The organism is Cytobacillus spongiae, from assembly GCF_021390075.1.
On the sequence record NZ_CP089997.1, the window covers coordinates 3,350,819 to 3,369,450 of the forward strand.

General features: G+C 42.1%; 9 protein-coding genes, 20 tRNA genes and 2 rRNA genes. 2 read left to right on the plus strand and 29 right to left on the minus strand.

What is annotated here, in order from left to right:
* Together menD and LS684_RS16895 are read right to left on the minus strand one after the other, a co-directional pair.
* Positions 1-1,752 (minus strand): 2-succinyl-5-enolpyruvyl-6-hydroxy-3-cyclohexene-1-carboxylic-acid synthase, encoded by a 1,752-nt coding sequence (menD, locus tag LS684_RS16890; protein WP_233807645.1) that lies wholly within the window; start codon positions 1,750-1,752, stop codon positions 1-3.
* Positions 1,749-3,155, minus strand: coding sequence for an isochorismate synthase (locus LS684_RS16895; protein WP_233807660.1), 1,407 nt, complete (start codon positions 3,153-3,155; stop codon positions 1,749-1,751). Before LS684_RS16895 ends, menD begins: the two co-directional genes overlap by 4 nt.
* Positions 3,156-3,776: 621 nt before the next feature.
* On the opposite strand from LS684_RS16895, the gene LS684_RS16900 reads away from it, so the two are divergent.
* Positions 3,777-4,712 (plus strand): 1,4-dihydroxy-2-naphthoate polyprenyltransferase, encoded by a 936-nt coding sequence (locus LS684_RS16900; protein ID WP_233807662.1) that lies wholly within the window; start codon positions 3,777-3,779, stop codon positions 4,710-4,712.
* A 69-nt stretch (positions 4,713-4,781) separates the two neighbouring features.
* On the opposite strand, the gene LS684_RS16905 is transcribed toward LS684_RS16900, so the two are convergent.
* From LS684_RS16905 to glgB, 5 genes are read right to left on the minus strand one after another with little or no spacing between them, the layout of a single operon-like run.
* On the minus strand, positions 4,782-7,190 hold the full coding sequence (locus tag LS684_RS16905; RefSeq protein ID WP_233807664.1) for a glycogen/starch/alpha-glucan phosphorylase: 2,409 nt from the start codon (positions 7,188-7,190) through the stop codon (positions 4,782-4,784).
* Positions 7,180-8,631: a glycogen synthase GlgA gene (gene glgA, locus LS684_RS16910; protein ID WP_233807666.1), complete on the minus strand. Its 1,452-nt coding sequence runs from the start codon at positions 8,629-8,631 to the stop codon at positions 7,180-7,182. The genes LS684_RS16905 and glgA overlap by 11 nt, the downstream gene beginning before the upstream one ends.
* Positions 8,628-9,653 carry a GlgC family sugar phosphate nucleotidyltransferase gene (locus LS684_RS16915; protein ID WP_233807668.1) on the minus strand — a complete coding sequence of 342 codons (1,026 nt, stop codon included), beginning with the start codon at positions 9,651-9,653 and terminating at the stop codon, positions 8,628-8,630. The genes glgA and LS684_RS16915 overlap by 4 nt, the downstream gene beginning before the upstream one ends.
* 21 nt (positions 9,654-9,674) lie before the next feature.
* Positions 9,675-10,826 carry a glucose-1-phosphate adenylyltransferase gene (locus tag LS684_RS16920; RefSeq protein WP_233807675.1) on the minus strand — a complete coding sequence of 384 codons (1,152 nt, stop codon included), beginning with the start codon at positions 10,824-10,826 and terminating at the stop codon, positions 9,675-9,677.
* The gene (gene glgB, locus LS684_RS16925) at positions 10,774-12,714 is read right to left on the minus strand and encodes a 1,4-alpha-glucan branching protein GlgB (protein ID WP_233807676.1); all 1,941 of its coding nucleotides are present in this window, start codon (positions 12,712-12,714) and stop codon (positions 10,774-10,776) included. Before glgB ends, LS684_RS16920 begins: the two co-directional genes overlap by 53 nt.
* 226 nt (positions 12,715-12,940) lie before the next feature.
* On the opposite strand from glgB, the gene LS684_RS16930 reads away from it, so the two are divergent.
* A complete protein-coding gene (locus tag LS684_RS16930) occupies positions 12,941-13,138 on the plus strand; it encodes a hypothetical protein (protein ID WP_233807678.1) in 198 nt (65 codons plus the stop codon).
* Positions 13,139-13,434: 296 nt separating this feature from the next.
* Here the strand turns inward: LS684_RS16930 and LS684_RS16935 are convergent.
* From LS684_RS16935 to LS684_RS17040, 22 genes are all read right to left on the minus strand, one after another.
* Positions 13,435-13,506 (minus strand) — tRNA-Glu (locus LS684_RS16935).
* 8 nt (positions 13,507-13,514) lie between these two features.
* Positions 13,515-13,605 (minus strand) — tRNA-Ser (locus LS684_RS16940).
* Between the two features lie 3 nt (positions 13,606-13,608).
* Positions 13,609-13,683 (minus strand) — tRNA-Asn (locus LS684_RS16945).
* Positions 13,684-13,695: 12 nt separating this feature from the next.
* Positions 13,696-13,772 (minus strand) — tRNA-Ile (locus tag LS684_RS16950).
* A gap of 9 nt (positions 13,773-13,781) precedes the next feature.
* Positions 13,782-13,855: transfer RNA gene (locus LS684_RS16955), tRNA-Gly, on the minus strand.
* A gap of 9 nt (positions 13,856-13,864) precedes the next feature.
* Positions 13,865-13,940: transfer RNA gene (locus tag LS684_RS16960), tRNA-Phe, on the minus strand.
* Between the two features lie 149 nt (positions 13,941-14,089).
* A tRNA-Asp gene (locus LS684_RS16965) sits at positions 14,090-14,166 on the minus strand.
* Positions 14,167-14,169: 3 nt separating this feature from the next.
* Positions 14,170-14,243 (minus strand) — tRNA-Met (locus tag LS684_RS16970).
* A gap of 23 nt (positions 14,244-14,266) precedes the next feature.
* Positions 14,267-14,359 (minus strand) — tRNA-Ser (locus tag LS684_RS16975).
* A gap of 17 nt (positions 14,360-14,376) precedes the next feature.
* Positions 14,377-14,453, minus strand: a tRNA-Ile gene (locus LS684_RS16980).
* 9 nt (positions 14,454-14,462) lie between these two features.
* A tRNA-Met gene (locus LS684_RS16985) sits at positions 14,463-14,539 on the minus strand.
* A 20-nt stretch (positions 14,540-14,559) separates the two neighbouring features.
* Positions 14,560-14,635 (minus strand) — tRNA-Ala (locus tag LS684_RS16990).
* Between the two features lie 16 nt (positions 14,636-14,651).
* Positions 14,652-14,728 (minus strand) — tRNA-Pro (locus LS684_RS16995).
* A gap of 3 nt (positions 14,729-14,731) precedes the next feature.
* A tRNA-Arg gene (locus LS684_RS17000) sits at positions 14,732-14,808 on the minus strand.
* Positions 14,809-14,821: 13 nt separating this feature from the next.
* Positions 14,822-14,910: transfer RNA gene (locus LS684_RS17005), tRNA-Leu, on the minus strand.
* Between the two features lie 8 nt (positions 14,911-14,918).
* Positions 14,919-14,993: transfer RNA gene (locus LS684_RS17010), tRNA-Gly, on the minus strand.
* Between the two features lie 9 nt (positions 14,994-15,002).
* Positions 15,003-15,087, minus strand: a tRNA-Leu gene (locus LS684_RS17015).
* A gap of 10 nt (positions 15,088-15,097) precedes the next feature.
* Positions 15,098-15,173 (minus strand) — tRNA-Lys (locus LS684_RS17020).
* Between the two features lie 16 nt (positions 15,174-15,189).
* Positions 15,190-15,265 (minus strand) — tRNA-Thr (locus tag LS684_RS17025).
* 10 nt (positions 15,266-15,275) lie between these two features.
* Positions 15,276-15,351, minus strand: a tRNA-Val gene (locus tag LS684_RS17030).
* A 9-nt stretch (positions 15,352-15,360) separates the two neighbouring features.
* Positions 15,361-15,477, minus strand: a 5S ribosomal RNA gene (rrf, locus tag LS684_RS17035).
* 187 nt (positions 15,478-15,664) lie between these two features.
* Positions 15,665-18,597 (minus strand): 23S ribosomal RNA (locus tag LS684_RS17040).
* Between the last annotated feature and the right edge of the window lie 35 nt (positions 18,598-18,632).

Here is an 18,632-nt window from a genome sequence, read left to right on the forward strand (position 1 = left end):
CTATTCCCCATTCAAAAATCGACTTATTTCCTGGGAAACACGTTTCCACAATTCTCGATGCTCTTGCAAATTATCCTCTCTATTTGTCATAATTTCCAACACTTGGAGACCATCATTCTCCAAATTCTGCCCAAAAGAGGAAGTAAAATGATTCCAATCCGTGATCGTACGGTAGGAACCATTGTACATAGAAACAGCATGGCTAAAATCTAAGTCTAAAGGAGTTCCAAATAACACTTCATAATGATCACGATAGTTTGCTTGTGGAAGGAAAGAGAAAATACCGCCACCATTATTGTTTATTAATATTATACGAATAGGGATTTGGTAGAGTTTAGACATAATTAAGCCATTTAAGTCATGAAAGAATGTTAAGTCTCCTAAAACTAAATAAAGGGGCTGCATTACAGTCCCAACGCCAAGTGCAGTCGAAACAATTCCATCAATGCCATTTGCACCCCGATTGGCAAATATCCGAATGGACTTATCATTATTATGGAAAAAAGTATCTAGATCGCGAATCGGCATACTGTTCCCAACAAACAATGCAGCCTTTTTTGGAAGTAAATCGGCAATCAAGCTGAATATTTTTCCTTCACTCAGCTCTTGGTGATCACGAATAATGTTTAATTCTTGTTTAGCTAATAAATTGAGTTGCTGCCAGGTGGACAAATAATCAGATGATTCTCTAGCCTCTACAAGTTTGCTGATTGATTGGCAGAATATCACTTCATCTGCATATATCATATGAGTAGCTAACTGTGATGGATCTCGCCAATCTCCACCGCCATCAATAACGTACTGGGTAGCCACTTCGTTTTCTTTTAGGAAGATTGATAACGCTTTCGAAATCGGCATGGCACCAAAACGGAGAATTACTTCTGGCTTCATCACCCTTTTAGCATCATCGTTTCGCAAAAAGGTATCGTATGCATCGATGATATTGGTTTTATCATGTTTCCCACTTCGAAGTTGTGATAGTGGATCAGCAATTACTGGGTATTGAAGTTTTCCTGCGAGTTCAATAACGGCCTCAGTAAAGGTAGGATCTTCAATCGCTCCAACGACGATGATTCCTTTCTTTGTACATGATACCGCTTCAGCTACGTGCCGATATTCCCCATCACTCAATTGAAGCTTTCCTAGTTCAACCCCCACATAGCCTTTTTCCCGCTCTGTCATTTGGAAGAGCGACTTTTTATTTTCCAGATTAGGAATGAGTGGCTCACGAAAAGGAAAATTGAGATGGACAGGTCCAGCAGGTGAATGCAAAGCAGTAGCAACTGCTCTTGCCCCCACTGTACGTGCATATCGAACCATTTCAACAGAACTCTCAGGTGGTGCCATTTCAACGAACCATTTCACATGTTTCCCGTATAAGTGAATTTGATCAATTGCTTGTGGAGCACCTACGTCTCTCAGCTCGTGTGGTCGATCACCTGTTAATACAATCAATGGGACCCTTGATAAATTAGCTTCCACAATTGCAGGAAAATAGTTAGCGGCAGCTGTTCCAGAAGTGCACAGAATTGCGGTTGGATCACCGGTAGCCTTGGCTATTCCTAGTCCAAAGAAAGCCGCTGACCGCTCATCTACATGAACATGAACATGCATGCCTGGATGCTCTGCTAAAAGCATTGCCAATGGGGTTGAACGTGATCCAGGACTAACTACCACTTGAGTTACACCACAATTCACTAGTTCGGAAACAAATGCAGCAAGGTATGCTGTTATATTTTCTTGATGCTTCATTTTGGACTACCTCCAAGTGCGGAAAGCATAGGTCGAAACTTAATTTTTGTCTCTAAATATTCGCTCTCAGCGTTTGAATCTTCAACAACTCCACAACCTGCAAACAATGAAGCCTCTGTCTTCTGAATAAGCGCTGATCGTATCGCAACTGCATACTCACCGTTCCCTTGGTAATCGATCCAACCGAGTGGTGCAGCATAATAGCCTCTGTCTAACTGTTCAACCTCTCTTATTTTTTCAAGAGCTTCCATTCTTGGTAATCCACCAAGAGCTGGAGTTGGGTGCAATCGCTTAACGAGTCGAAGCAAGGATGTATCATTCTGTGTTTTTCCAGTAACAGGTGTGTAAAGGTGTTGAATATCTCTCATTTTCATTAATTGAGGCTGATCAGGTAAATGGACCTCTATGCATTCGTCTTTCATTGCCGTTTTGATCATATCTACCACGTATTGATGCTCCACTAAGTTCTTTTGGTCGGATAGAAGTTGTTCACCAAGCAGCTCGTCATCTTCTTTATTCTTCCCACGTGGGGTTGACCCTGCTAAGCATGTAGAGAACACTTCGTCCCCATTCTTCTTCACCAATCGTTCAGGAGATGCACCTAAGAAACAGTCACCATTAGATTCAAAAGCAAAAATATAACTTTGGCGTTGTTCCTCATATAATTTTTGGAGCACCGATTCTATGTCGAATTCATGATTAAACTGGAGCCTTAGCTCTCTAGCAAGGACTACTTTTTTAATTGGACCTGTTTTCAAACCCTTCACAATGGAAGAAACGGTATCCTTCCATTCGGAAGGTTCAATCTCCACAGCTTCCTTTATCATGGGCACCTCTTGATTTATTGGCAGTTCTACATTTGTTAATAGTGTACGCCTCTCTGCTTCTATCTTTTCAAATAAAGATGCATCATCATGCTTGGTACAAATTACATTCGTTGTCAGATAAGATTGCCCATTTACATGTGTTAGCATATACTTTGGAACATGGAACAGGGTATGTGAAAATTTAGACCAAAGTTCTGTTCTTTCCTTCAATGGATCGAAGGAAAAACCCCCGAACATCGTAGGGCCAGTCCCATTTAGTTGAAAGGAATTATCGACTAAACTATCCTTGTTTAGTCTTGCCCACTCTTCTTCCACATGAAAAAAGCGGTCAGAAGCCTGATCCGATTGAATTTGTTTACATATTCCAATTCCTATAATCGTCGTTTCATCAGAAGGGTCTTTCCAAAAAAATCGCTCACCGAAAAAATTCTCTTTTCCCGCAGCATAAAATGAAAGGGGGTCCATCATTTCAATTTGATGAACTTCACTTACTAGAATAGACTTCGAAAAATTCCTTGCCCTTTCAATTCCTTTTAGGATCCCTTCTTTTAGTTCCGTATCTTGAATCGTAACCAAAAAAAATCCCCCCAATAACCGTCTAAAGACCGTTATCCTTACTGTCTTAAGCTTATTTTAAGATACACCTCATTCCATTTACATGTCAATAAAAGCAATCACATATTAGCGAGTTTTATCCTTATTAATAAGGAATCTTTTGATTTCAGCTATTTTTTCCATGAAAGGACTTGATTATCCAAGCGTCATTACTATTAGATTGTAGCTTCAGCATTCTAGAAATAACAAGAGGTCTTAGGGCTCTTCTATTTGAGTTAATCCAGAGGTTTAGATACCAATGGGAGCGAAGTTTTTTACGTATAGGCTCAGGCTTCATTTATCTTCATAGGTGTCTAATTTAATAGCCTTTCTATTACTATTGCAGTTTTCCTATCCATTGTTGTTTTGTAACATAGTCAGTTTCTTATGAAGAAGATACTCTTACCTGGTATTAAACGACAAGCTCTTAGAAAATAGTCCTTACTACTAGCCCTTCTATTGGAAATGACCTCCTTTATTACGTGTAAAAAGTCATTGACACAAAATCGTCCATTACCTAAACTTAAGTTTGTACAGAATGAGACCAATCGTTTTGCATCTTAGATATATATACGTCTGACATAAGATAAGGGAGAGAATACAATGCAACCAAATATGCAGACAAGTCCTTCCTCAACTGGAAGGGTAGGAAACAACTGGCAAGTATGGTGGAAGCTAACGCGGCCACACACATTAACAGCTGCTTTTGTTCCCGTACTTCTTGGTACGGCTTTAGCGATCCATCAAACGACCATCCATCTTGGTTTATTTGTTGCTATGCTGATTGCGAGTTTGTTAATTCAAGCCGCAACGAATATGTTCAATGAATATTACGATTTTAAGCGAGGCTTGGATAACGAGCATTCGGTAGGAATTGGTGGAGCAATTGTACGGGAAGGAATTAAGCCTAAGACGGTTCTTTCTCTAGCTTTTGGATTGTACGGCATTTCTTTATTGCTTGGGGTATACATTTGCATGAGTACAAGCTGGTGGTTAGCAATCGTCGGCCTTATTTGTATGGCTGCTGGTTATTTCTATACGGGTGGACCTCTACCAATCGCTTATACACCATTCGGTGAAATTGTGGCAGGACTGTTCATGGGAATGCTCATCATCCTAATTTCTTTTTACATTCAAGTTGGGACCGTTTCAACAACAAGTGTACTTGTTTCCATCCCGATTGCGGTTTTAGTTGGAGCGATTTTGCTAGCCAACAACATTCGAGATTTAGATGGTGACAAGGAATTTGGCCGGAAAACATTAGCGATTCTTTTGGGCCGACAAGGTGCCATTAAATTATTGGCTGGTATGTTTCTTGTATCCTATATTTGGGTGTTTGTACTGATACTTACAGGTGTGACTTCTCCATGGTTAGCCATTGTTCTTCTAAGCATGCCTAAGCCAATTAAGGCTACGAAAGGCTTTATTGGAAAAACAGTACCCATGCAAATGATGCCAGCCATGCAGGCAACCGCTCAAACGAACACCATTTTCGGCTTCTTGCTTTCAGTTGGATTATTTTTAGGATATTTCTTATAAATAGCATAAGAAAACGCTTGGATATTCAAAATCCAAGCGTTTTTCGTTTGTTCCTCTTCATCTATCAATCTAGCGAGAAAACTCCTTACTAAATGGTTGAATTCCCCATATATCAGTTGCATATTCCTTGATGGTTCTGTCACTTGAGAAATAACCAGATTTAGCGATGTTGATCACACTCGATTTTAACCATCTTTCTTGATTTTCATAAGCATTCCCCACTTCTCGTTGAGTGTTAGCATATGAGGCGAAGTCCCTCAACACAAAGTATTGATCATTTTCCATGAGAAGGGCATCGTAGATAACTTCAAAATCGTCTAACCCTTCAAAAAATCCATTTGTGAGCTGATCGACGACTTGCCGAATCCTTTGGTCATGATGGTAATACTCTAATGACTGATACCCACCATTTTGATAATAATTCAATACCTCTTGAGCTGTTAATCCGAAAATAAAGATATGATCGTCGCCCACCTTCTCTTTAATTTCGATGTTTGCCCCGTCTAATGTTCCGAGCGTTAAAGCGCCATTCATCATAAATTTCATATTGCCTGTGCCTGAAGCTTCCTTACTGGCAGTTGATATTTGCTCACTCACATCAGCTGCAGGAAAGATATCCTCTGCCAATGAAACACGATAATTTTCTAGAAAAATAACTTTTATCTTATCTTTTGTAACTGGGTCACTGTTCACTTTTTCAGCAACCGTATTGATTAGCTTTATGATTTTCTTTGCATAGTAATAGCCTGGAGATGCTTTTGCTCCAAAAATGAAGGTGCGTGGAAACATTTGATAGCTAGAATCTTCTCTCAATCGATTATACATATACATAATATGAAGTACATTTAGAAGCTGGCGTTTATACGCATGAAGTCGCTTCACCTGTACATCGAAAATCGATGCTTCATCAATGACAATTCCCGTCTGATTACGAATTCGTTCCGCCAGCTTTTGTTTATTTTCCTGTTTAATTTGAAACAGCTGATCTCGAAAAGCACTATCACTTTGAAAAGGGACAAGATCATTTAATTCTTCTGGCTGGGTCAGCCATTTATCTGAAATAGAATCTGATAGTAGCTTCGCAAGCTTTGGATTCGATTTAAGCAACCACCTTCTATGAGTAATGCCATTCGTTTTATTGTTAAATTTCTCTGGATACAAATGATAAAAATTGGTCATTTCACGGTTTTTTAATATATCGGTATGAATTTTCGCGACTCCATTGACACTATAGCTTCCCACTATAGCTAGGTGAGCCATCTTCACTTGTTCGTGGGCAACGATGGCCATTTCCTCTATTTTCCCCCAATTATCAGGGTACTTTTCCCATAATGAACGACAAAAACGTTCATTTATTTCATGAACAATCATATAGATTCGGGGAAGGAGTGGCTGAAAAATTCGAACCGGCCACTTTTCTAGTGCTTCTGATAGAGTTGTATGATTTGTATAGGAAATAGTTTGAGTCGTAATCGTCCAGGCTTCCTCCCAGCCAATCCCCTTTTCATCCATTAGTATTCTCATGAGCTCAGGAATAGCTAATACAGGGTGTGTATCATTGATATGAATACTTACACGCTTATGAAAATCTGTTAACGAATCATGTTGCTTCTCATATGAACGAATAATGGATCGAATACTCGCAGATACAAGAAAGTACTGTTGCTTTAATCGTAGGATTTTCCCTTCGTCATGCGTATCATCAGGATATAAAAATTCTGATACTGCTTCTGTTTCACGCTTATACCTTAAAACATCAGTATGAATGGGATATGGGGAAGGTTCAGCACTCCAAAGCCTTAGCGTGTTTACGGTGTCTGTCTTATACCCTACTACTGGCATGTCATACGGTACAGCAGTAATGGTTTCTGCATCCACATGGCGAAAGATGAGCCGCCCCTTTTCCTCTGTCGTTTCAACCTTTCCCCAAAACGGCACTTCAATAGATTGGTCTTGCTTTCTTACTTCCCAAACTTGCCCATACCGAAGCCATTGTTCCGGTAATTCGACTTGATAGCCATCGACAAATTTCTGCTCGAACAAGCCGTGGCGATAACGTATACCACAGCCATGTCCAGGTAGATTAAGAGAAGCTAATGAGTCTAAGAAACATGCACCAAGGCGGCCTAGACCCCCATTACCTAGTCCAGCATCCGCCTCAATCTCTTCTAAATCGCCTAATTGAATATTCAAGTCTTCTAGACCTGACTTAACAACTTCATCAATTCCTAAGTTCAGTAAATTATGACTTAATAATCTTCCTAATAAAAATTCAATAGATAAATAATAGGCTTGCTTGCCATTTGCTTCGCGATACAATTCATTCGTCTTAATCCATTCAGAACTTACATATTCTCGAATCATATAACCGAGTGTCAGGAACTGATCGCCTTTTGTACTCTCATCAAAACTTTTACCGAAGATCATCTCAAGCTTTTTTAAAAATGCGGCTTTAAACTCTTCTTTATTAGAAAACATGGCTCTCACTCCTCGAGATAAGCTCAGAATACAATCGATTATATTTAAAGGCAGACTGAGCCCAGCTGTAATCCATATTCATCGCACGTTTTACGAGCAGATCCCAAACATCCTCATTTTGGTAGAAGGAGCTTGCTCTTCGAATCGTGTGTAACATATCGTGAGCATTGAAATGGGTAAAGGAAAAACCATTTCCTTCATTCGTTGCTTCATTAAATGAATGGACTGTATCATTTAGTCCACCTGTTTCCCTCACAATTGGAATGGCACCATACTTCATAGCAATGAGCTGTCCTAATCCACATGGTTCAAATTGAGAAGGCATTAAGAATAAATCAGCACCTGCATAAAGCCTGTGAGCAAGGTCTTCATCAAAGCCAATGTATGCTTTAAACTTTGTAGGATAGAAGTGCTCCATTTCTCGAAAGAAATGCTCAAATGAAGCATCTCCGCTCCCTAATACAATCATCTGCAAATGATCGCTTAACAGTTCATCAAACACACATTGAACAAGGTCTAACCCTTTTTGCCTGGTCAATCGAGTAATCATGACGAGAAGAGGTATATCAGAATTAACTGGAAGGGCAAACTTCCTCTGAATTTCAGCCTTATTGATCGCTTTTCCTTGCAAATCATCCGCGCTATATGATTGAACCAAAGATGAATCCTTTAAAGGATGATACATGTCATCATCAATCCCATTTAATATCCCATCTAAATCCTCATCCCTTTTGATAAGCAAATGGTTTAATTTTTCGCCATAATATTCGGTTTGAATTTCATTTCTGTAGGTAGGACTAACCGTTGTAATCTTATCAGCAGCGACAATTGCACCTTTCATAAAATTAATATTTCCATAGAACTCAAGCTGGTCAATGTGGAAATAGCGTTCATCCAATCCTAAAATATCCTGAAGGGTTTCCTTTGGCATAATGCCTTGGAATTGTAAATTGTGAATGGTAAAAACCGTACGAATCAGCCCATACCCATTTCGTTTCTGATACTCTACCTTATACAGAAATGGAATCATGCCTGTGTGCCAATCATGACAGTGGATTACATCCGGATAAAATCCGATTTTTTCAATCGCTTCAAGGACGGCTCGATTGAAAAAACCAAATCGTTCCCCATCATCATAAAATCCATAAAGCTGATCTCGTTTAAAATAATATTCATTATCTACAAAATAGAATGTCACGTCATCTAGCTTAAGCTCTTCTATTCCACAATATTGCATTCTCCATCCTAGCTGAACATAGAAGCTTGTTACTTTTTTCATCTGCTTCTTATAGGAGTCAGAGATCATTCCATATTTCGGCAGAATCACTCTAACATCCGTTCCTAATCTCTTTAACTCTTTTGGTAGTGACCCTGCTACATCAGCTAGCCCACCCGTTTTTATAAACGGGACGCATTCGGAGACAGCAAATAATACTTTCACGAGTTCATCAACGCTCCTTGTGTTGTGCCTTTTCTAATCACAATTGGTGATTCAGATGTACCTTGAATAACCGTTCCATCCTCTACCTTTACATCTTTGTCTAAAATGACCGAATCTAACACACAGTTCTCACCTATTTGACATTTTTGCATAATCACACTATTTTTTATGATGGAGCCTTTTCCAATTTTTACTGCTCTTGACACGACGCTTTTTTCAATCTGCCCCTCAATTTGGCAACCATTTGCTATCATCGAATGTTGAACGTGTGCACCTTTTAAATAACGAGTCGGCGGCTCATCCTTTACTTTTGTAAAAATCGGTTGATCGTGCTTGAAGAGTTTTTTCCACATATCTGGTGCTAGTAAACTCATACTAGTGCTGTAATAAGTTTCAATTGAGTCAATCTTAACAGCATAATCCATATATTCGTAGGTACATAGTTTATACGTATGATGAATATCTGAAACTACATCATTCATACACATAAAGCCCGTTTCATTGCGCGTTTCTATGAGTTCAATTAAAAGAGAAGTTTTGACTAAATACATCTCTAGTGATTGACCACCTTGGCGAATTTCCGTAATATCACAGCCTGTTTGAATGTGACGATCCAATACTTGCTGAAAACTCATATTCATTACAGTAAAACAGTTAGCGATTAATGCATATTCTTGATTGCTGCGATAAAAATAATCAATGTTTGCTGCGAAATGATTAAATGAGCCTATCCCTTGGCCAATATCGATACTTGGAGAAGGGAAAAAGAATAGCCCATCACGCTTTCGATTGAGATCCCAATCCTTACCTGAACCTAAATGATCCATTAATGAGCGATATTGAAATTTAGGGAAAATCGCTACACTTTGAATCCCCGAATTGACCATATTGGATAAAATAAAATCAATTAAACGATACCTGCCAGCAAAAGGAACTGCCGCAAGCGAGCGATGAATAATGATTTCTTCTAAATCTTCATGGTAGGTAGTTGCATCAATAACACCTAGTAACTTTTTATTCAACAAGATTTCCCTCCATCCCTTCTAACAATTATGATATAGCTCTTCAATAAGCTCTTCTGTAACAAGAATAATATCATCCGATTCTCGTCCCGGACGAATAACAGTCCCCTCTGGAATACGTATATTTGAAGGAATAATGGCTTTTTCAATATAGGAATTCTTCCCAATAGTGGCATCTGGCATAATAACCGTTTCTTTTAATACAGACCCTTCTTCAACTTTCACTCCTTGAAACAAAACACATCTTTCCACTTCACCTTCCACCGTGCAACCTTCATTAATTAATGATTCAATTACTGTAGCTTCAGGGGAAATGTATTGTGGTGGCTGATTCGGATTGACGGAATAGATTCTCCAAGAATAATCAAATAAATTTAGTTCGCACTTTTCATCTAACAAATCCATATTTGCTTCCCAAAGGCTTTTCACCGTACCTACATCCTTCCAATAGCCTGAAAAAGGATAAGCAAATAGCTTTTTATTTTCTTCAAGTAAAAGCGGGATAACATCTTTGCCGAAATCATGAGAGGATTCAGGGTTTCGATCGTCCATTTCTAGATATTCCTTTAATGTCGCCCAATTAAAAATATAAATGCCCATTGAAGCTAAGTTGTTTTTCGGCATTTGGGGTTTTTCTTCAAATTCCGTTATGCGCAATTCCTCATTCGTGTTCATTATGCCAAACCGGCTTGCTTCTGCCCATGGCACCTCAATTACTGATATCGTAACATCTGCACCTTTTTCAATATGATGATCGAGCATCAGATCATAATTCATTTTGTATATATGATCTCCAGAAAGCACCAGGACATACTCTGGTTCATATTGTTTAATATAATTGAGATTTTGATAAATGGCACTGGCTGTACCAGAGTACCATTTAACTTCAGAGGAAACGCTATATGGTGGTAGGACAGTCACACCACCATCTTTCCGGTCCAAATCCCATGCGCTTCCAATCCCAATATAGGAGTTTAGAACAAGTGGCTGATATTGAGTTAATACCCCTACTGTTTCCACACCTGAGTTCGTACAATTACTTAATGTAAAATCAATAATACGGTACTTACCTCCGAATGGGACCGCTGGCTTTGCCAAATTTTTCGTTAATGAACTAAGCCTACTCCCTTTCCCTCCGGCTAATAGCATCGCTACGCATTTTTTCTTTGCCATTACTTATCCTCTCCTTCCTATGCTTAACAGGGCGTAATATTGAAATTCCATAAGGTGGCATGGACATAGAAATCGAATATGCTTTTCCATGGAACTCTTGCTCCTCTGCTTTTATCACTTTTTTATTTATCACATGTGAACCACCAAAACGGGAATCATCACTATTTAAGATTTCCCGATAAGAACCTAAGAGAGGAACACCTACTCGAAATTCAGGGTACATATGACTTGTAAAGTTACAAATTACGACTAATAACTCGTTAGCACGCTTCCCTTTTCGGATAAAAGAGAAGATTGATTGCTCCTTGTTATGAACATCAATCCACTCAAACCCTTCATAGCTACAGTCAAGCTCATACAAAGGCTTTGAGCGGCGATATACTTTAAATAGTTCTTTAACATATGCATGTGTCTTATCATGCATGTCATAATCTAATAAAAACCAATCTAGTTGCTCTTGGTCCTTCCATTCTGCAAAGTGACCTAGCTCAAATCCCATAAAAAGCAGTTTTTTGCCAGGATGACAAATCATATACCCAAGCAACAACCGATACTGAGCAAACTTATCCCAATAATCCCCTGGCATTTTATTTAGAAGTGATTTCTTGCCATGGACTACCTCATCATGAGAAAAAGGAAGGACGAAACTTTCACTAAATGCATACAGCATAGAGAATGTAATCTTGTGATGCTTATTTGCCCTCTGATCAGGCGGAGTCTCCATATAGTCTAACGTGTCATTCATCCATCCCATGTTCCATTTATATGTGAAGCCTAACCCGTTATCCTCTGCCGATTTTGTCACACCTGGCCAGTCGGTAGAATCCTCAGCTATCATCAGAACACTTGAATCGTATTCATTTATGAATGTATGCAACTTTTTTAAAAACCGAATCGCAAATTGATTTTCATGCATCCCATTCGAATTCGGCCAATAAATTAAATTGGATACTGCATCCACTCTAAACCCATCTACATGAAAGTATTCAATCCAAAACTTAGCATTTGAAATTAAAAAGCTTTGAACCTCCGTTTTTCCTAAATCAAAATTGGCGGTTCCCCAAATCTCATTTTCACGATCCAACGAATTTTGATATTCATATAAATAGCTGCCATCAAATCGGTACAAGCCATGGGCATCTTTACAGAAATGACCAGGTACCCAATCTAAAATGACACCAAGCCCATTCTGATGACATTGATCCACGAAATACATAAAGTCTACTGGATTTCCATAACGACTGGTCACTGAGAAATAACCCGTTCCTTGATAGCCCCATGACAAATCGAGCGGATGCTCAACAATTGGCATGATTTCAATATGAGTAAACCCAAGTTCACCAACATAAGGGATTAACTCATCTGCAAGTTCACGATACGTATAATAGCTACCATCATCCTTCAGTTTCCAAGAACCTAGATGAACCTCATAGATTAATGTAGCTTCATTTTTTGTATCTTTTTTCCTTCTTTTTTTCAACCATTCTTCATCATTCCAGTCATAACCAGATAAGGGGAAAATAACTGAAGCTGTATGTGGGCGTAATTCTGAATAATAACCAAAGGGATCTGCCTTTAGTAGCCTTTCGTTTGTGGAGGTGATTATCTCGTATTTATAATTTTCATGGGAAAGGTCTTGATTCACAACAAGCATCCAAACACCTTCATGATTCACTTTATGTAAGTCGTACCCCATTCCATTCCAATTATTAAAATCACCTACTAATCTGATAATTCTGGCATTAGGAGCCCATACACAGAATCGAGTATGGGTAATTCCTTCCGCCTCAACTAGATGAGCTCCAAACAGCTCATGTGCATCGAAAAGCGTTCCTTCATGGAATAAGTGCAATTGAAATTCTGTTGGAAATAACGTAGTCACAGTCATTTTCTCCCGTCCCAACTATAATAATTTCTCGACTTTCTTGTAATATTCGAGTTCTAGAATAATAATCCTTGTAAAATAATTTTAAATTTTTTGACATAAATATTAATAATTTGCTAATAAAATCTGTAAAATATTACAATTCAACTGATTTCGACATAACCCAATGAACAATAAGACAAAATAAAACAATAAAAATGAAATTATTTTTGAAGGGAGTATAACATTCATGAGTAATAAAGAAGAAGAAAAGCTACTGAGAGAAAATAAAACTGAGGTGGGCGCCCCTTATTTTGAAGCGCCAGATAAAAAAATTTTAGCAACAGGAGATATGTTTAGAGGACCTTATACTGGGGTAACTTCCGAAATTGACCTAGACAATCCTGGGCTACCATTAAATAAAAAGGATGAACTAGTTGATTATTAAAAGGATGATTTTGTTGGATGCAATACAAGAGGGACTATGTGGTTACAATTTAGAACGTAAGTAGACTATAAGCGCGACCGTGGATTGGATGGGATGAAATTCTTATCAAGACGATACTCAACTAGATTTTCGAAGGATACTTAGTTCCTATGGTTGAATGAGCGTGTTTTGTTCATTCTATCATACGGATCTTTATATTTATGAAGAAGAAGAAGGATTCAACTAGTTAATGAGTTCACAGCTTTGTCTAAATATAGAAAAAAGCTGCTGACAATTGTCAACAGCTTTTTTCTATATGACCCGTACGGGATTCGAACCCGTGTTACCGCCGTGAAAGGGCGGTGTCTTAACCGCTTGACCAACGGGCCAAAACATATGGCGGAGAAGGAGGGATTTGAACCCTCGCGCCGGTTGCCCGACCTACACCCTTAGCAGGGGCGCCTCTTCAGCCACTTGAGTACTTCCCCATATGGCTCCACAGGCAGGACTCGAACCTGCGACCGATCGGTTAACAGCCGATAGCTCTACCACTGAGCTACTGTGGAATAATAATAGAATGGTGGGCCTAAATGGACTCGAACCATCGACCTCACGCTTATCAGGCGTGCGCTCTAACCAGCTGAGCTATAGGCCCAAGATCAAATGGAGCGGGTGATGGGAATCGAACCCACGACATCAGCTTGGAAGGCTGAGGTTTTACCATTAAACTACACCCGCATATAACAATGGTGGCTCAGGACGGAATCGAACCGCCGACACAAGGATTTTCAGTCCTTTGCTCTACCGACTGAGCTACTGAGCCAAATTTAATAGTGATTTACTTATTTTAAAAATGTTCGTAAAATGTGTCAAACCTTCGTTCCGATTTCAGAATGATTATTCAAGAAGCTTATTCGGTCGTGCTCTACCGACTGAGCCAAATATAATAATACATTACTTATTTCGTGAAAATGGCGGTCCGGACGGGACTCGAACCCGCGACCTCCTGCGTGACAGGCAGGCATTCTAACCAACTGAACTACCGGACCAAATTGCGGGGACAGGATTTGAACCTGCGACCTTCGGGTTATGAGCCCGACGAGCTACCGGACTGCTCCACCCCGCGATAATAATATTTAGATAAATAAGTGGCGGAGGAAGAGGGATTCGAACCCCCGCGCGGTTTAACCCGCCTGTCGGTTTTCAAGACCGATCCCTTCAGCCGGACTTGGGTATTCCTCCGCAGTATAAAATTGAGATGGTGGACCTTGTAGGACTCGAACCTACGACCGGACGGTTATGAGCCGTCTGCTCTAACCAGCTGAGCTAAAGGTCCAAGACTTCATGGTAGCGGCGGAGGGAATCGAACCCACGACCTCACGGGTATGAACCGTACGCTCTAGCCAGCTGAGCTACGCCGCCATGATAAATCAAAGTATAATTGGTGGAGCCTAGCGGGATCGAACCGCTGACCTCCTGCGTGCAAGGCAGGCGCTCTCCCAGCTGAGCTAAGGCCCCAATCTTTTTTAGAAAATGGTCGGGAAGACAGGATTCGAACCTGCGACCCCTTGGTCCCAAACCAAGTGCTCTACCAAGCTGAGCTACTTCCCGAAATGGCGCGCCCGAGAGGAGTCGAACCCCTAACCTTTTGATCCGTAGTCAAACGCTCTATCCAATTGAGCTACGGGCGCAATATTTATAAAATGGTGCCGAGGACCGGAATCGAACCGGTACGGTAGTCACCTACCGCAGGATTTTAAGTCCTGTGCGTCTGCCAGTTCCGCCACCCCGGCACTACCTTTGGAGCGGAAGACGGGATTCGAACCCGCGACCCCCACCTTGGCAAGGTGGTGTTCTACCACTGAACTACTTCCGCATATATAATTGGTGCGGGTGAAGGGAGTCGAACCCCCACGCCTTGCGGCGCCAGATCCTAAGTCTGGTGCGTCTGCCAATTCCGCCACACCCGCATGATATAAATGGTGAGCCATGAAGGACTCGAACCTTCGACCCTCTGATTAAAAGTCAGATGCTCTACCGACTGAGCTAATGGCTCATATTAGTATATAAAATGGTGCCGGCGAGAGGACTTGAACCCCCAACCTACTGATTACAAGTCAGTTGCTCTACCAATTGAGCTACACCGGCATAAAGAATATGGTGGAGGATGACGGGATCGAACCGCCGACCCCCTGCTTGTAAGGCAGGTGCTCTCCCAGCTGAGCTAATCCTCCATTATATACGCTTGGCGACGTCCTACTCTCACAAGGGGACAGCCCCTAACTACCATCGGCGCTGAGAAGCTTAACTTCCGTGTTCGGCATGGGAACGGGTGTGACCTTCTCGCTATCGTCACCAAACTTTTCTTAAAGACATATATTATTATAATATGTTTTAAGTATTTTTCAAGAGAAATTTTATATTTATTCCCTCAAAACTAGATAATGTATAGAAGAAGAAAGAATATCGGTAATGCCATTTTCATAACTAGTCCAGCTACGGCTCCTACCTTCTATCGAAGTTGTACAGTCGCCTTCGCTTTCTTATTTGGTTAAGTCCTCGATCGATTAGTATCAGTCAGCTCCACATGTCACCATGCTTCCACCTCTGACCTATCAACCTGATCATCTTTCAGGGATCTTACTAGCTTGCGCTATGGGAAATCTCATCTTGAGGGGGGCTTCATGCTTAGATGCTTTCAGCACTTATCCCTTCCGCACATAGCTACCCAGCGATGCCTTTGGCAAGACAACTGGTACACCAGCGGTGCGTCCATCCCGGTCCTCTCGTACTAAGGACAGCTCCTCTCAAATTTCCTACGCCCACGACGGATAGGGACCGAACTGTCTCACGACGTTCTGAACCCAGCTCGCGTACCGCTTTAATGGGCGAACAGCCCAACCCTTGGGACCGACTACAGCCCCAGGATGCGATGAGCCGACATCGAGGTGCCAAACCTCCCCGTCGATGTGGACTCTTGGGGGAGATAAGCCTGTTATCCCCGGGGTAGCTTTTATCCGTTGAGCGATGGCCCTTCCATGCGGAACCACCGGATCACTAAGCCCGACTTTCGTCCCTGCTCGACTTGTAGGTCTCGCAGTCAAGCTCCCTTGTGCCTTTACACTCTACGAATGATTTCCAACCATTCTGAGGGAACCTTTGGGCGCCTCCGTTACTCTTTAGGAGGCGACCGCCCCAGTCAAACTGCCCACCTGACACTGTCTCCCGCCCCGATCAGGGGCGTGGGTTAGAATTTCAATACAGCCAGGGTAGTATCCCACCAATGCCTCCACCGAAGCTGGCGCTCCGGCTTCCAAGGCTCCTACCTATCCTGTACAAGCTGTACCAAAATTCAATATCAGGCTACAGTAAAGCTCCACGGGGTCTTTCCGTCCTGTCGCGGGTAACCTGCATCTTCACAGGTACTATAATTTCACCGAGTCTCTCGTTGAGACAGTGCCCAGATCGTTACGCCTTTCGTGCGGGTCGGAACTTACCCGACAAGGAATTTCGCTACCTTAGGACCGTTATAGTTACGGCCGCCGTTTACTGGGGCTTCGATTCAGAGCTTCGCTTACGCTAACCCCTCCTCTTAACCTTCCAGCACCGGGCAGGCGTCAGCCCCTATACTTCGCCTTGCGGCTTTGCAGAGACCTGTGTTTTTGCTAAACAGTCGCCTGGGCCTATTCACTGCGGCTTTTCAGGGCTATTCACCCTAAAAAGCACCCCTTCTCCCGAAGTTACGGGGTCATTTTGCCGAGTTCCTTAACGAGAGTTCTCTCGCTCACCTTAGGATTCTCTCCTCGCCTACCTGTGTCGGTTTGCGGTACGGGCACCTTTTTCCTCGCTAGAGGCTTTTCTTGGCAGTGTGGAATCAGGAACTTCGGTACTTTATTTCCCTCGCCATCACAGCTCCGCCTTATGGTAACGGGATTTGCCTCGTTACCGGCCTAACTGCTTGGACGCGCATATCCAACAGCGCGCTTACCCTATCCTCCTGCGTCCCCCCATTGCTCAAACGGAAAAGAGGTGGTACAGGAATATCAACCTGTTGTCCATCGCCTACGCTTTTCAGCCTCGGCTTAGGTCCCGACTAACCCTGAGCGGACGAGCCTTCCTCAGGAAACCTTAGGCATTCGGTGGATGGGATTCTCACCCATCTTTCGCTACTCATACCGGCATTCTCACTTCTAAGCGCTCCACCAGTCCTTGCGGTCTAGCTTCAACGCCCTTAGAACGCTCTCCTACCACTGACATCGTAGATGTCAATCCACAGCTTCGGTGATACGTTTAGCCCCGGTACATTTTCGGCGCGGAGTCACTCGACCAGTGAGCTATTACGCACTCTTTAAATGGTGGCTGCTTCTAAGCCAACATCCTGGTTGTCTAAGCAACTCCACATCCTTTTCCACTTAACGTATACTTTGGGACCTTAGCTGGTGGTCTGGGCTGTTTCCCTTTCGACTACGGATCTTATCACTCGCAGTCTGACTCCCATGGATAAGTCTTTGGCATTCGGAGTTTATCTGAATTCGGTAACCCGATGGGGGCCCCTAGTCCAAACAGTGCTCTACCTCCAAGACTCTTACTACATGAGGCTAGCCCTAAAGCTATTTCGGAGAGAACCAGCTATCTCCAAGTTCGATTGGAATTTCTCCGCTACCCACACCTCATCCCCGCACTTTTCAACGTGCGTGGGTTCGGGCCTCCATCCAGTGTTACCTGGACTTCACCCTGGACATGGGTAGATCACCTGGTTTCGGGTCTACGACCACATACTCATTCGCCCTATTCAGACTCGCTTTCGCTACGGCTCCGTCTATCCAACTTAACCTTGCATGTAATCGTAACTCGCCGGTTCATTCTACAAAAGGCACGCTATCACCCATTAACGGGCTCTAACTACTTGTAGGCACACGGTTTCAGGATCTTTTTCACTCCCCTTCCGGGGTGCTTTTCACCTTTCCCTCACGGTACTGGTTCACTATCGGTCACTAGGGAGTATTTAGCCTTGGGAGATGGTCCTCCCAGCTTCCGACGGGATTTCACGTGTCCCGCCGTACTCAGGATCCACTCAAGAGGGAACGAAGTTTCAACTACAGGGTTGTTACCTTCTCTGACCAGCCTTTCCAGGCTTGTTCGTTTACTCCGTTCCTTTGTAACTCCGTATAGAGTGTCCTACAACCCCAAGAGGCAAGCCTCTTGGTTTGGGCTAATCCCGTTTCGCTCGCCGCTACTCAGGGAATCGCATTTGCTTTCTCTTCCTCCGGGTACTTAGATGTTTCAGTTCCCCGGGTCTGCCTTCCATATCCTATGTATTCAGATAAGGATTCCATCCCATTACGGATAGAGGGTTTCCCCATTCGGAAATCTCCGGATCAAAGCTTACTTACAGCTCCCCGAAGCATATCGGTGTTAGTACCGTCCTTCATCGGCTCCTAGTGCCAAGGCATTCACCGTGCGCCCTTTCTAACTTAACCTATAAGCTTTCAATACACATCGCATCTCTTCGTCA

What these genes read in the sequence shown, in the direction of transcription:
- menD (WP_233807645.1), bottom strand. Translation starts at nt 1,752, where the DNA reads ATGAAGCATCAAGAAAATATAACAGCATACCTTGCTGCATTTGTTTCC.
- LS684_RS16900 (WP_233807662.1), top strand. Translation starts at nt 3,777, where the DNA reads ATGCAACCAAATATGCAGACAAGTCCTTCCTCAACTGGAAGGGTAGGA.
- LS684_RS16905 (WP_233807664.1), bottom strand. Translation starts at nt 7,190, where the DNA reads ATGTTTTCTAATAAAGAAGAGTTTAAAGCCGCATTTTTAAAAAAGCTT.
- LS684_RS16920 (WP_233807675.1), bottom strand. Translation starts at nt 10,826, where the DNA reads ATGGCAAAGAAAAAATGCGTAGCGATGCTATTAGCCGGAGGGAAAGGG.
- glgB (WP_233807676.1), bottom strand. Translation starts at nt 12,714, where the DNA reads ATGACTGTGACTACGTTATTTCCAACAGAATTTCAATTGCACTTATTC.
- LS684_RS16930 (WP_233807678.1), top strand. Translation starts at nt 12,941, where the DNA reads ATGAGTAATAAAGAAGAAGAAAAGCTACTGAGAGAAAATAAAACTGAG.